This is a genomic window from Pseudorhizobium xiangyangii, from assembly GCF_020531965.1.
Lineage (GTDB): Bacteria > Pseudomonadota > Alphaproteobacteria > Rhizobiales > Rhizobiaceae > Neorhizobium > Neorhizobium xiangyangii.
Window position 1 is genome coordinate 63,751 of record NZ_JAJAWH010000014.1, and the last position, 13,321, is coordinate 77,071.

A 13,321-nucleotide genomic window follows, 5' to 3' on the forward strand; every position below is an offset into this window, starting at 1 on the left:
GTGCGTGCCCGTTTCGTCGGTTGCGCCTACAGCTGTCCGCTCTGCAGATCCCGCCCGTTGATCGAGGCAGGCACGCAGATCTCTTCGTAAGGTGCCTTGGGAAGCGGCAGTTTCACCTGTTCGGGAACCAGGACCTGAACCTCCTCCGGGTGACCGGCCTCAGGGATGGGTTTCTCGGCCGCGCCGAACCTGCCGAAGAAACGTTGGAATAACGTCTGCATCGTCCTATTCCTTTCCTTGGAAAGGGCCTCCGCCCGTTATCCTGAAACACGCGGCAGCCTCATTCGTTCCCGGAATTTGTAGGTGCGATGATAAGTGTGATGCGCCTCTTGGAACTAAATTCCCCCGGTGGAGTTTGATTTCGAATGCCCGTGGCCGCCAGTGTTGGGCCGGGTCACCCATCGAAGTCTCGACGAGAGGGTCAGTTGACGGGCAGTTCAGTTTCGTTTGTGCGCTTTACCCCCTGTCGCGGAGCTTGCCGCGGCACGAGTTCGTGGCGTGGCTCGGCATTGACCGCGGGAACGATCATCCTGCAATCTGTGATCCTTTCCTCCTGTTCCGGAGTTCAGTCGGCGCTCGATCCGGCTGGGCCGGAAGCTTCAGACGTCGCCACGCTTTTTCATGTCATGCTGATTGGTGGCGTTGTCATATGGCTTGGCGTTGTCGGTGCGTTGTTCCACGCAGGCCGCAGGGCGAGGGAGCCTTACTCCGAGCGAACCGCCGGTCTCGTTATTCTGTGGTGTGGTGCAATCATCCCGGTGATCGTCCTTGCGGCCCTCTTGTCCTATGCGGTTTGGCTGATGCCGAACATGCGGCCGTGGTCTTCAGGCGGGGAAGGAGGGCTTCGCCAGATTGAGGTCTCGGGGGAGCAGTTCTGGTGGCGGGTCCGGTATCTCGATCCCGAAGGAAACGTGCTGTTCGAAACGGCGAACGAAGTCGTGATGCCGGTGGGCGAGCGCGTGCTCTTCGTCCTGAAGTCGCCGGATGTCATTCACTCCTTCTGGATACCTTCGCTTGGCGGCAAGATGGACATGATTCCGGGGAGGACAAACCGCCTGGCGCTCGAGGCCTCCAAACCGGGAACGTATCGCGGTGTCTGTGCCGAATTCTGCGGCCCGTCTCATGCGCTGATGGCTTTTTCCGTCGAAGCTCTCGAGCGCGGTGAATTCGAAGCCTGGCTTTCCGGCCGGCAGAACGCGGCTAGCAACCCGGGTTCGCAGGGACTTGCACTCTTTCTCCGGCACGGCTGCAACGCATGCCACGCGATCGACGGTACCGACGCGCGGGGGACGATCGGGCCGAACCTTTCCGCCTTCGGAGCAAGGGGCACAGTGGGGGCCGGAACCCTTCCCAACACCGAGGAACATATCGCCCGCTTCATCCGCCATCCCTCCGAAATCAAGCCGCAGGCGCGTATGCCCTCGTTCGGCATGATCCCCGAGGGCGATGCAGAGGAAATTGCTGCCTATCTGAAGGGACTGAAATGACGACAGCACTCGGCGAGTTCTCACCGGACGAACGCGCCGCTCAGGAAGAGCGGCTTCGGAAGGCATGGGAGACACCAAAGGGCTGGCGCTACTGGACCTCGGTCAACAACAGCCAGATCGGGCTCTGGTACGGCGTGACTGCATTCGGCTTCATGCTCTTTGCCGGCGTTCTGGCACTGCTGGTGCGGCTGCAGCTTGCCGTGCCGAACAATGATCTGCTGACGGCGGATTTCTTCAACCAGGCCTTCACGCTGCATGGCACGGTGATGATGTTCCTGTTCGCGGTGCCGATCTTCGAGGCGATCGCGATCTTCCTCTTGCCCTCGATGCTCGGCGCGCGAGAACTGCCATTTCCGCGCCTGTCGGCCTTTGGGTTCTGGAGCTTCCTGCTCGGCGGCGTTTTCGTCTGCGGTTCGATTTTCTTCAACTCGGCCCCCAGCACCGGCTGGTTCATGTATCCGCCGCTCGCGACCAGCAAGGAATATTCCGGCATTGGCGCGGATATCTGGCTGCTGGGGCTTTCGTTCATAGAGGTTGCGTCGATTGCGGCCGCCGTCGAGATCATCGTCGGCATCATGAAATGCCGGGCGCCGGGCATGCGGATCAACATGATGCCGATGTTCGCCTGGTACCTGCTGATCGTCGCGGGAATGATCCTGTTCGCCTTCCCGCCGCTGATCGCCGGCGACATCCTGTTCGAGATGGAACGGATGTTTGGCTGGCCCTTCTTCGATGCCGAGCGAGGAGGGGATCCACTGCTGTGGCAGCATCTGTTCTGGATATTCGGGCACCCTGAAGTCTACATCATCTTCCTGCCCGCGATTGCGTTGATGGCAATGATCGTGCCGACGTTCTCGCAGCGCCCCATCGTCGGCTATTCGTGGATCGTGCTGGCTGCGGTCGGGACCGGCTTCCTGAGCTTCGGGCTGTGGGTGCATCACATGTTCACCACCGGTCTGCCGCAGATATCGCTCGCCTTCTTCTCGGCGGCCTCCGAAGCGGTTGTGATCCCGACCGGCGTACAGATATTCGTCTTCATCGCCACCATGCTCGCCGGGCGTGTGATCTTTTCGGTGCCGATGCTCTTTGGCGCGGGAGGGCTGGTCGTCTTCGTGATCGGTGGATTGACGGGCGTCATGGTCGCGCTCGTACCCTTCGACTGGCAGGCGCACGACACCTATTTCGTGGTTGCTCACCTGCACTATGTCCTGATCGGCGGCATGCTCTTCCCGATCATTGCCGGCATCTACTATTATTTTCCCTTCTTCAGCGGCAAGAAGCTAAGCGATGCCTGGGGAAAGGCGGCGTTCTGGCTGATGTTCGTGGGCTTCAACATCGCCTTCTTTCCCATGCATTTCTCCGGCTTGCGCGGTATGCCGAGAAGAGTGTTCACCTATCCGGGCGATGTCGGCTGGGACTGGTTCAATCTGATCTCCACCATCGGCGCCTTTATCTTCGCGACTGGCGTACTGACGGTGGTTGTCGACATCTTCCGGCCGAAGACGAAGCTGAACGATCTCAATCCCTGGCGCTCCGGAACGCTGGAATGGACGAATAATCCGGATGAGAGCTGGGGGATGCGTTCCGTCCCGATCATCAGCAGCCGTTATCCTCTTTGGGATCAACCCGGCCTTCAGCGGGACATCGAAGCGGGCAGGTACTATCTTCCCGATGCGCAATCGGGACGGCGCGAAACGCTGGTGACGTCGGTTCTCGATGCCGAGCCGATCCAGTGCCTTCGCGTGGGCGGCACGTCCTACGTGACGATCGTCGCTGCATTGGCTTTGGGCGGCGTGTTTATTGCTTTGACGTTCCACTGGTGGATCACAACCATAGTCTGCGCGGTCATCACGCTGATGGCGATCCTTTACTGGCTGTGGACGGGTACCGCCGAGATACCGCCCACGCCGGAGATGGATGTCGGTCTGGGGAAAAGCCTGCCGATCTATGTCTCCGGGCCTGCATCTGTCGGCTGGTGGGCCATGTTCATCACGATGGTCGGAGACGGAACGGCATTCGCCAGCCTCATGTTCGGTTATTTCTTCTACTGGACGATCCACGACGACTTCACGGCAGGACTAAATGGTCCGGGTGTATTCTGGCCCTCTGTCGCGATCGCTCTCTTCATCGTCTCCTGGGGGCTGATGTTGGCGGCGCGCCATCTCAACCGGGGCGACAAGATCGCGGGCGCTCGTCTGGCCTTGATCTTTTCTCTGGCCGCTTCGCTCGGCGGCTCTGTCGCGGGCCTGCTCGGACCCTATGTCTACGACATGCAGCCAACGACCCATGTCTACCCGGCTATTGTATGGATCATTGTCATATGGGCCGTGGTTCACGCGGTGGTCGGCTGCATCATGCAGCTTTACTGCCTGGCGCGGAGCTTCGCCGGCATCATGACGGCCCGCTACGACCAGGATATCGTCAACGTAACGCTGTACTGGCACTTCCTGACGATCACCGCGGTCGTCAGCTTCGGCGTCGTTGGCCTGTTCCCGCTGGTGAGGTGAGAGCATGAAACACCTTTTGCCGCCGGAAATCGAAAGCCTCTGGACTCTTTTTACAGCGCCTGTGGTGTGGGCCGCGCATTTCGTCGTCTGCTATGCCGCAGTCGCGATCTACTGCGAGAAAGCTGCCGTCTGGGATGTCGATTTCGGTAACGTAAGAACAGCCCTGGGCATCTTCACGCTGCTTGCGCTGGCGATGATTGTCCTGTCCGCATATCTCGCCTGGCGGCAATGGGGGTTCGGGGCCGGCGATCCGCCGCATGACGGCGCCACAGATCAGGACCGCAAGCGGTTCCAGGGCTTTGCGACCCTGCTCCTGTCGGGGCTGAGTTTCGTTGCGGTCGTCTATGTCGCCATCCCACTGATCTTCATCGCGGGGTGTCAACAATGAAGATGCTTTCCCTGATGGCGGGTATCATCTTGCTGGTCGTGCTGTGGGCGCTGGTCCTGCCGCTGGCGGGGCGGGAATCCTTCTCCGTCCATATGGTTGTCCATATGGGTGTCGTTGCCGGTGTCGCGCCTCTGGTTGCGATCTTCGCTTCCGGCACCCGTTACGATGTGACCATGCACTGGCCCTGGTTCACGCCCGTGGTGGCTTCGGTTGTGGAACTTGCGGCTGTCTGGGGCTGGCATCTCCCCCCCGCCCGCGCTGCTGCGGAGGCATCCTGGGTCGTTACAGCCCTTGAACAGGTGACGTTCCTGGGGGCAGGGCTGCTTCTTTGGCTGTCATGCCTGGGCGGGGCTGCGGATGGCCGGGAAGGCCGCCGGCTTGCCGGCACATTCGGTCTGTTGTTCACGTCGATGCATATGACCCTGCTCGGTGCGTTGCTGGCACTGTCACTCCGACCGCTTTACGGCAGCGGCGATGTAACCTGTTTCGGCATTCCGCTAAGCGCCGTCACCGATCAGCAGGCCGGGGGAGTGGTGATGCTGCTCGTCGGAGCCGTGGTCTACCTGCTCGGTGGCGTCGTCCTTCTTGCATCGGCACTGGAACCGCGTGAGACTTCAGGGGGGCGCTTGTGAACATTGGCTGGAAGCATGCGATTGCCTCCGTCGTGGCTGTGCCGATCGTCGGCCTGTTCGTCGGCTGGACGGGGCTGATCGGTATCGGTGCGAGTGGTGGGCACTGGGCCGTCACCGACTGGTTTCTGCACTGGGTGATGCGAAACTCCGTCGAGACCGCGGCGCTTTCGATGGAGGCCCCGCCACTGGATGATCCGGCGCTTCTGCCGCTTGCCGCAGGTCATTACGAAACGGCCTGCGCCGTTTGCCATGGCTCGCCGGCACAGCCCCGTTCCGACGCCGTTCTTGCCATGCTGCCTCCCCCTCCAGACCTCCAGGCGGTGGTGCCTTCCTGGACAGACGAACAGCTTTTCCAGATCGTCCAGCATGGCGTTCGCTACACCGGCATGCCCGCCTGGCCCACGCAGGTGCGGCCGGATGAAGCGTGGGCGATGGCGGCCTTTTTGCGCAAGTTGCCGGACATGGATGCGGCCAAATACTACGATGTCTCGGGGCTTCACCAGCCACCCATGGAAGGTGAGGTTTCCCCCATGCCGATTACCTGTGAAAGCTGTCACGGCGAGCGAAAGCTGAATTCCGGAAGCCTGATCCCGAGCCTTGCCGGACAGTCCGAGGCATACCTGCTGGAAAGCCTGCGAGCCTATGCGGGCGGCAGGCGAGCGAGCGGCGTCATGGGCGTGGCCGTCGGAACCTTGCCGCAGGAAGCATTGCCGGACCTCGCCCGCTACTATGCAGGTCAATCACGGCCTGAGCGACCCGTTCAATCGATAGATGCGGCGTTGATTGAGAGAGGACGGGAACTTGCGGAAAGGGGACGTCCGCAAGACAAGATCCCCGCCTGCCTTTCCTGCCATGAGAAGCCCGGCGCCAATCCGGTATATCCCAAGCTGTCAGGCCAGGCCCAACCGTACCTGGAGCGCCAGTTGACCTTGTTCAAGGATGGGGTGCGTGGGGGAACCCGCTATCACCACCTCATGACGGAGGCGGCCAAATACCTGGAAGAAGACGACATTGCGGCGGCGAGCGCCTATTTCGCCACGAAAGCCAAGTGAGGCCGTGTAATCTCAGATCGGTACGACCATCATGTAGCAAGCCGCAACCACCATCACGAAACCAGCGGCTTCCACCCATTCTTTGACCACGACTACCTCCATTGCTATTCGAGCAGTGAACGATGACATGGCCATACTGTTCCACAGAATGGACACGAAGATGACAAAGCTGCCTTAAATGTGAAAATGTCGCTAGCCCTTGTCGGCAGCGGCCCTGGCGCGCGCCGCTTCCAGGATGGATCTCAGTTCCCGGGCGGTTGCATTCTCGATAGCAAAGCCTTCACCCGGCATCACGCCCGGGTCTTCTTCATTATCCTTGAAGGTCGCATCGTCGCGCAGTCTTTGCAGGAACTGCGTGATCGTTACCTCGCCACCGATCATTGCGGCAAGCATATCGATCATCAGCTCACGGTGAGCGTTCAGGCGGCCTTCGAGTTCTTCAGCTGACAGCGCGCTCATTCAATTCCTCCATCTGTTGCCTTGGCTTTGAGTAGATAGGTGCTCTCCTGAAAAGGGGAACAATGTCGGTGCGTCCAAAGCGAAGTCGGTAGGGAAAAGCGACAAAGGCCCGGAATTCAAAGGAACGAATATCTCAACGCCCCATTGTCAAAGAGTCTTTCACAGGGGCTATGCATGGACACGAAATCCCACAGCTATATCATCCAGCCGGGGAGCTGGGAGCAACTCGGTGCGACCTTCGATGGTGATGGGGTAAACTTCGCCATCTTCTCGGCCCACGCCGAACGCATCGAGCTGTGCCTGTTCGACAGCAGCGGCAAGACCGAAATCGCACGGCTGGAGCTTCCGGAATATACGCACGAAATCTGGCACGGTTATGTGCCCGGCCTCAAGCCCGGTGCGCTCTACGGCTATCGTGTTCATGGTCCCTACGACCCGGAGAACGGCCATAGGTTCAATGCAAACAAGCTTCTTGTCGACCCTTACGCAAAGGAACTTGTCGGCGATGTGGAGTGGAATGATGCGCACTTCGCCTATGATCTTCTGCACGAAGACAAGGATCTGATATTCGATGCAACGGACAGCGCACCCTTCATGCCGAAATGCCGGGTGCTGGATCCGACCGGCTTCGATTGGCATGACGCGACACGCCCCAACATCCCCTGGTCGTCGGCAATCGTCTACGAGACTCATGTAAAGGGCTTCACGCAACTCAATCCGGGTATCCCGAAGGAGTTGCGCGGCACGTTCGATGGCATGGGGCATCCCGCCAGCGTGGATTACATCAAGAGCCTCGGCATCACCTTGGTGGAACTGATGCCCGTTCATTATTTCCCGGACGATCAGCATCTATTGGACAAGGGGCTGCATAATTTCTGGGGCTACAACACGCTCGGCTTCTTTGCGCCGGCATCACGCTACTATGGCCCGAGGGGTTTCGAGGGCTTTCGCGAGATGGTCCGCAACTACCACGACGCCGGGATCGAGGTGATCCTGGACGTCGTCTACAATCATACCGCCGAAGGCAACGAACTCGGACCGACGCTGTCGTTCAAGGGCATCGACAATTTCTCGTACTACCGCACGATGCCCGACCAGCACCGCTACTACATCAACGACACCGGTACCGGAAACACCGTCAACACCTCGCATCCGCGAGTACTGCAGCTAATCATGGATTCCCTGCGGTACTGGGTGCAGCACATGCATGTCGACGGTTTCCGCTTCGATCTCGGAACCATCCTGGGCCGCGAGCCGGAAGGCTTCGACCAGCGCGGCGGTTTCTTCGACGCCATTACGCAATGCCCGATCCTCTCGCGCGTGAAGCTGATCGGCGAACCCTGGGATATCGGGCCGGGCGGCTATCAGGTCGGTGGTTTTCCACCCGGCTGGGCGGAGTGGAACGACAAGTATCGCGATACGGTCCGCGAATACTGGAAGGGCGACAACGTGCCGGCAGATTTTGCCGCGCGCCTGCTTGGCTCCGGCGATATCTATGACCTGCGCGGTCGCCGTCCGTGGTCGAGCGTCAACTTCATCGCTGCTCATGACGGCTTCACCCTGAACGACCTCGTCTCCTACGATGAAAAGCACAACGAAGCGAACGGCGAGGACAACAACGACGGCCACGATGACAACCGCAGCTACAACTACGGTGCCGAAGGGCCGACGGACGACGAGGGCATCAACGCTGTCCGTGAACGCCAGAAGCGCAATTTCCTCGCCACTCTCTTCCTTTCGCATGGAACGCCGATGCTGCTCGCCGGCGACGAGTTCGGCCGCAGCCAGCTAGGCAACAATAACGGCTATTGCCAGGACAGCGAGATTTCCTGGGTGCGCTGGGAAGGGCTTCCGGAGACCAACGAGCAGTTGCGTGATTTCACCCGGCAGATCATCGAATTGAGGAAGGCGCAGCCGATCTTCCGGCGGGAGAGCTGGCGCGACGGCATGGAGGTTCGGTGGTTCAATGCCGGTGGCGGCGAGCAACTGCCTGAGCAATGGGACGAGGGGTCGACGATAGCGCTCAATCTCAAGCGCCCGGATCTCGACACCGAGCACGGCGCCTGGTCCAATGTCCTTGTCCTTTTCAACCCGTTCGAAGGCAATATTCCATTCCATGTTCCGCCGATGGGTGAGGGCCGATGGATTCTGGAACTGACGACGGCCGACCCTTCCATCAAGGGCATTGAGATCGAGGAGGATCAGGATTTCGATCTCGAGGGACGCTGCCTCGTCATCCTCAGGCGGGCTTAGGATCAACCGGCATCGATAAAGAGACCCGGCTCTCAGACCGGGTCTCTTTAGGCGTTCTGCCGGGAGGCCGTCTTATGGAACAGCGCGACGAAGGCCGGCGATCGGCTCCGCGCCAGATTTGCGAACAAGGCTGGCATAGACGGCTGCATATTGGTGGGCACTTCGATCCCAGCTGAACCTCGCCTTCATTCCCTGGTTCTGCAGTCTGGCCCATTGCTTGGGATCCGCGAACACGTGGAGGGCACGGCGAAGGGCCATCCTCAGTCCGTCGGTCGTTACGGGATGGAACTGGAAGCCGGTTGCCGCGCGTGCGGACATCGCCGCATCGTTGGCATCTATAATCGTCTCGGACAAACCGCCGGTGCGGGATACGACGGGGACACAACCATACCGAAGCGCGTAGAGCTGCGTGAGCCCGCATGGCTCGAAGCGGGAAGGCTGTACGATCGCATCCGAGCCGCCATGGATCAGATGTGCTGTCGGTTCATCGTAGCCGATATGGACGGCCATGCGGCCCGGGTAACGTCCGGCGACTTCCAGGAGCTGCTGCTCGATTGCATGATCGCCTTGCCCGAAAACGATAAGCTTGCCACCGTTCCAGATGATCTCGTCGGCGGTTTCAGCAAGCATATCCATCCCCTTCTGCCACGTAAGGCGGCTGACGGCAGAAAAGATCGGGCCTTCATCGCCATCGTCCAGTCCGAACCTAGTCGTCAAGACGGCGCGGTTTTCGCGTTTGCGCCGGAGGGATGTGACATCATAGGTGACCGGGAGATGAGGGTCGGTGGACGGATCCCAAACATCGAGATCGATGCCGTTGACGATCCCGCGCAATAGGGCAACCCTCTCATTGAGAACCCCGTCCATTCCCATGCCGAAGCGGGGCGTCAGGATCTCACGGGCATAGGTGGGACTGACGGTGGTAATCGCATCTGCGGTCTGCAGTCCGCCTTTCAGGAAGCTGATGTCGCCGAAATATTCCAGGCTATCCGTGGAATACAGATCTGCGCGCAAGCCGAGGGCCGGAAGGAGCGTGGCGGGGAACTGCCCCTGGAAAGCGATGTTGTGGATGGTGATGACCACGGGGGTCGAGAGACCCATTTCCCGCATGTAGACAGAAGTCAACGCAGACTGCCAGTCGTGGGTGTGGACGAGGTCGGGCACCCAACCCGGCAACGCGCCGGCTGCGATCTCCGCCGCTGCCAGACTTAATGCGGCAAAACGTTTCCAATTGTCGGGATGATCATTACCCGCGGCATCGACATAAGGACCGCCGGGCCGATCATAGAGCGCCGGGCAATCGAGAACAAAGAGGCTCAGGCCATTCTTGCGGACATGCAGGAGAGATGCGCGCTCACCCAGCAGATCATCGAAGGCAAGAAGCGGAGGCGCATTGAACAGCTTCCGCATGACCTCAGGGTACCCCGGAACGATAGTGGAGGTCTCCACCCCGGTCCGCGCCAATGCCTTCGGTAGAGAGCCGGTGACGTCCCCAAGCCCACCTGTCTTGACCAATGGAAACACTTCAGACGTTACGGAGAGGACCTTCATTGGCAAGATAGGCTGCTTTCCCTTGACGGTCCCAGTTTCCGCCTTTTCTTCCCGGTCCGCCCCGGAATTGGTCAGCGGAAAGTAAGCGTTCAACATGTCTGCCTCCACCTTGGCTCCCTCTACCAAACTGCCAGAGAGGTTGTGGCGTTCCACGAGAAAAGCGGTTTCAATTCGTCAGGCACGCAACTGGATCCGGTCCACGCAAAATGTAAAAGCCGCGGCAGGCGCCGCGGCACGACAAAACGGGTAGATAAAATCAGCTTCCGGAAGTGGGCTTTTTTATACGCTTGGTCGCCGGCTTGCTGGCAGTCGGTTCTGCGGCCGGCGGGGACGACTTGCTGGAAGGAGACGATGCGGTTCGTGGCGTTGGGGTGCGCTTGGCCGGACTTGATCCAAAGGCTGCGAATTCCCGCCTCGCCCTTTCCCAATGGTCGTCGTGCTTTCCGGATGGATAGCCCTCCTCCTCCCAGAGGGCATATGCACGTTTCCTTACCCACTCTTCCTCGTTTTCCGCCATTCTCGTCTCCATTCGCCCGAAATGAAACGCGTGTTGGAAGCGGTGGTTCCCCACCGACGACACAAATTATTCGGCAGGCATTTTCCTCTTTCGTCACAAGGAACCTTTTGACGCCAGGAAAGTTCTTGCGCGGGAAAAGGAGGACGTCTCTCATGGAGAATTATTGCGACATTGTCCCGCATGCTGACGGATGGACGTACATCCTCAACGGCGTTGAATCGGAGTGCGCGTTCCATACTTATGAACTCGCAGTAGCGGCCGCGAAATCCCAGCTCGCCACGGAGACCCGCGAGAGGGTCTTCCGCCGCCGTGAGCTGAACGGCGACATGCTTCCTGTTCGCCCAGTCGCATTCCGTCAGGCGCCTTTTGCAGGCTGAATCCAAGCTCATGCTTCTTAAAGAAAAGCCCGGTCACTCGACCGGGCTTTTCTGTGGGAGCCGCCGCCACGGCGCCCGCAATCCAGACGTCCTCAAGCAGCCTTTTGGGCAGCGGAATTGACAGCTGTCTTGGCGAGGTTGGTCAGCGCTTCATCCGTCTTGCTTTCCTCGGCCGTCACAGAGTCGTTCGCCTGATCTCTCCTTGGCGGATCTGTTCTGCGGCTCCATCGAAGGGAACTTGCGCGCCGAGACACGCGTTTCAATCGCCGGAACGATGGAGGTTGAGAAAATGCAGGAAGAAATGAAAATCTACAGGCTCGTGCCGACGGCTGCCCCCGATGACCCGAATTGGCAGAACAGTCCCTCACAGGGTGAAATCACCGTACGTGCACGCTCCACCGGCGATGCGCGAGTGGTAGCCAGCGGAGCAGAACTGGATTTCACAGAGGTCGATGCGCTTCCAGCGGAGGGAAATTCGACTGAGATGGCGAGCGCTTTCCGAAACGAGAAGCTCTATACGGTTATTCTTGACGAGAGCGGCCGATTTCCCGTGGAAGGGTCGCGAATGGTTGTCGATGGCCAAGTCCGGGTGGACAATATCGTGCCAACTCAGGTCGATTGAGTATCAGTTCTCGTTGGCGAGTTTGTCTGATAGCGCTTTTTGAAGCTGCTGAGCTAGGTCCAGCAGGCGGTCTGGTACCGGCTCTTTTTCAATCTCGGTGAGCAGGACTGATACTTCGCGGCTGACACGCCGTCCGAAACGAAGTTCGGAATCTGTACCCTGATCGCTCTTTTTCGCCATTCCGACCTCTGACGACGTCATTCTGGTCATCGCTCCACCTTGTGGTGCCGACCTTACCTCAGTCCTCCTTACAGCAATAACTAAAACTTCGGAAACTCGAAAATGTCACAGGGCACAAATGAAATGGCGACCGCAGACCGGCGGCCGCCATGATTGGACCTTGAGAACCGTTCAGCGGCGGGATGGAGGATGACTGCCTGTCGGGATTGAGGTTATCGTCGTCGAGACCGGGTCGCTCGCCGGAAACGTGTCTTCAAGACCCTCGTCCAGCTGCTCTTCCAGCTCGGCAGCGTCATTCCGCTCCCGCGCCGACGGCGTCGTTTTCTGGTCCTTCCGCAGCTTTTCCTTGTCCTGTTCGCTCACGTTCATTTTCGTACCCTCTTTCAAGTTTGCTTAGAAAAACGCCGGCGTATCGCGATAGTTCCCGTGGGATGAGGAACCAACGCGGGAACTACCCGTTTTTGGACAAAGGCAACGGAGGCCAGGGCCGTGGCACCACGCGCATTCTGGAAGGGCTATCTCAAGCTGTCTCTCGTCACATGCCGCGTCAGCATGACGCCGGCAGTATCCGAGTCCGCGAAGGTGCGGTTCCACAATCTCAATCGCGAGACGCACAATCGGGTGCTTAGCCAGTACGTCGATGCGGTCACGGGGGAGGCGGTCGAAGACGAGGATCAGGTCAAGGGCTACCCGAAAGGCGAAGACGATTACGTCATGTTCGAGGATGACGAGATCGAGGACGTGGGGCTTGAGAGCACACGGACGATTGATATCGACACATTCGTTCCTGCGGGTTCGATCAGCTGGATCTGGTACGATCGGCCGCACTATCTGGCCCCGGACGACGAGGTCAGCGCGGAGGCATTTTCCGTCATTCGAGAGGCCATGGCCACGACCCACACCGCGGGCGTTGCGCGCCTCGTCATGTACCGACGCGAGCGTGCTGTCCTGCTTGTGCCGAAGGATAAGGGTATTGTCGTGTGGACGCTCCGCTACGGCGACGAAGTGCGTGACGCCAAGGATTATTTCGACAATGCCAGCGGCGACAAGCCGACATCCCAGCACCTCACCATGATGAAGAAGCTGATTGACGAGCGAACCGAGCACTGGAAGCCATCTATGGCGGATGATCCGGTGCAGGATCGTCTTCTCGATATCATTGCTGAGCGGAAGAAGGGCAAGACCAGCAGGAAGCGGCCCGAACCCAAAGTGGCAGAACAACCGAGCAATGTCATCGACATCATGAGCGCGCTCAAGAAGAGCCTGGCGGCGGAACGAAAGTCGCCGCAGAAATAG

Annotated in this window: 15 protein-coding genes; 9 read left to right on the top strand and 6 right to left on the bottom strand. The window is 59.5% G+C overall.

The genetic code is table 11. From position 1 onward, the window contains the following. Positions 1-26: 26 nt before the first annotated feature. Positions 27-221, bottom strand: a complete 195-nt coding sequence (locus LH464_RS14245; RefSeq protein ID WP_226787062.1) for a hypothetical protein — start codon at positions 219-221, stop codon at positions 27-29. 204 nt (positions 222-425) lie between these two features. On the opposite strand from LH464_RS14245, the gene coxB reads away from it, so the two are divergent. Genes coxB through LH464_RS14270 form a run of 5 tightly spaced genes read left to right on the top strand, consistent with a single transcriptional unit; the run spans position 426 to position 6,066 of the window. Next, positions 426-1,487: a cytochrome c oxidase subunit II gene (gene coxB / locus LH464_RS14250; RefSeq protein WP_226787063.1), complete on the top strand. Its 1,062-nt coding sequence runs from the start codon at positions 426-428 to the stop codon at positions 1,485-1,487. After that, positions 1,484-3,994 (top strand): cytochrome c oxidase subunit I, encoded by a 2,511-nt coding sequence (gene ctaD, locus LH464_RS14255; protein WP_226787064.1) that lies wholly within the window; start codon positions 1,484-1,486, stop codon positions 3,992-3,994. The genes coxB and ctaD overlap by 4 nt, the downstream gene beginning before the upstream one ends. 4 nt (positions 3,995-3,998) lie before the next feature. Continuing rightward, positions 3,999-4,382: a hypothetical protein gene (locus LH464_RS14260; RefSeq protein ID WP_226787065.1), complete on the top strand. Its 384-nt coding sequence runs from the start codon at positions 3,999-4,001 to the stop codon at positions 4,380-4,382. Then, positions 4,379-5,014 (top strand): cytochrome c oxidase assembly protein, encoded by a 636-nt coding sequence (locus LH464_RS14265; RefSeq protein WP_255648382.1) that lies wholly within the window; start codon positions 4,379-4,381, stop codon positions 5,012-5,014. The genes LH464_RS14260 and LH464_RS14265 overlap by 4 nt, the downstream gene beginning before the upstream one ends. Next, the gene (locus LH464_RS14270) at positions 5,011-6,066 is read left to right on the top strand and encodes a c-type cytochrome (RefSeq protein WP_226787067.1); all 1,056 of its coding nucleotides are present in this window, start codon (positions 5,011-5,013) and stop codon (positions 6,064-6,066) included. Before LH464_RS14265 ends, LH464_RS14270 begins: the two co-directional genes overlap by 4 nt. Before the next feature lie 192 nt (positions 6,067-6,258). Here LH464_RS14270 and LH464_RS14275 read toward each other — a convergent pair whose 3' ends face one another. Then, entirely contained in the window at positions 6,259-6,525 is a 267-nt protein-coding gene (locus LH464_RS14275) for a hypothetical protein (RefSeq protein WP_226787068.1), read from the bottom strand. Between the two features lie 174 nt (positions 6,526-6,699). Between LH464_RS14275 and glgX the strand changes: the two genes are divergently transcribed. Then, positions 6,700-8,778 (top strand): glycogen debranching protein GlgX, encoded by a 2,079-nt coding sequence (gene glgX / locus LH464_RS14280; RefSeq protein ID WP_226787069.1) that lies wholly within the window; start codon positions 6,700-6,702, stop codon positions 8,776-8,778. Between the two features lie 72 nt (positions 8,779-8,850). On the opposite strand, the gene glgA is transcribed toward glgX, so the two are convergent. Beyond that, on the bottom strand, positions 8,851-10,329 hold the full coding sequence (gene glgA / locus LH464_RS14285; protein WP_226787136.1) for a glycogen synthase GlgA: 1,479 nt from the start codon (positions 10,327-10,329) through the stop codon (positions 8,851-8,853). Positions 10,330-10,585: 256 nt separating this feature from the next. Next, positions 10,586-10,858 (bottom strand): DUF2934 domain-containing protein, encoded by a 273-nt coding sequence (locus LH464_RS14290; RefSeq protein WP_315859658.1) that lies wholly within the window; start codon positions 10,856-10,858, stop codon positions 10,586-10,588. 140 nt (positions 10,859-10,998) lie between these two features. Between LH464_RS14290 and LH464_RS14295 the strand changes: the two genes are divergently transcribed. Continuing rightward, complete coding sequence (locus tag LH464_RS14295) at positions 10,999-11,223, top strand: hypothetical protein (protein ID WP_226787071.1); 225 nt, start codon at positions 10,999-11,001, stop codon at positions 11,221-11,223. 289 nt (positions 11,224-11,512) lie between these two features. Continuing rightward, a complete protein-coding gene (locus LH464_RS14300; protein ID WP_226787072.1) occupies positions 11,513-11,845 on the top strand; it encodes a hypothetical protein in 333 nt (110 codons plus the stop codon). A gap of 3 nt (positions 11,846-11,848) precedes the next feature. Here LH464_RS14300 and LH464_RS14305 read toward each other — a convergent pair whose 3' ends face one another. Further along, entirely contained in the window at positions 11,849-12,055 is a 207-nt protein-coding gene (locus tag LH464_RS14305; protein WP_226787073.1) for a hypothetical protein, read from the bottom strand. Positions 12,056-12,196: 141 nt separating this feature from the next. Continuing rightward, positions 12,197-12,394 (bottom strand): hypothetical protein, encoded by a 198-nt coding sequence (locus tag LH464_RS14310; RefSeq protein WP_226787140.1) that lies wholly within the window; start codon positions 12,392-12,394, stop codon positions 12,197-12,199. Positions 12,395-12,514: 120 nt separating this feature from the next. Here LH464_RS14310 and ku point away from each other — a divergent pair, with 120 nt between their 5' ends. Continuing rightward, complete coding sequence (gene ku / locus LH464_RS14315; RefSeq protein WP_226787074.1) at positions 12,515-13,321, top strand: non-homologous end joining protein Ku; 807 nt, start codon at positions 12,515-12,517, stop codon at positions 13,319-13,321.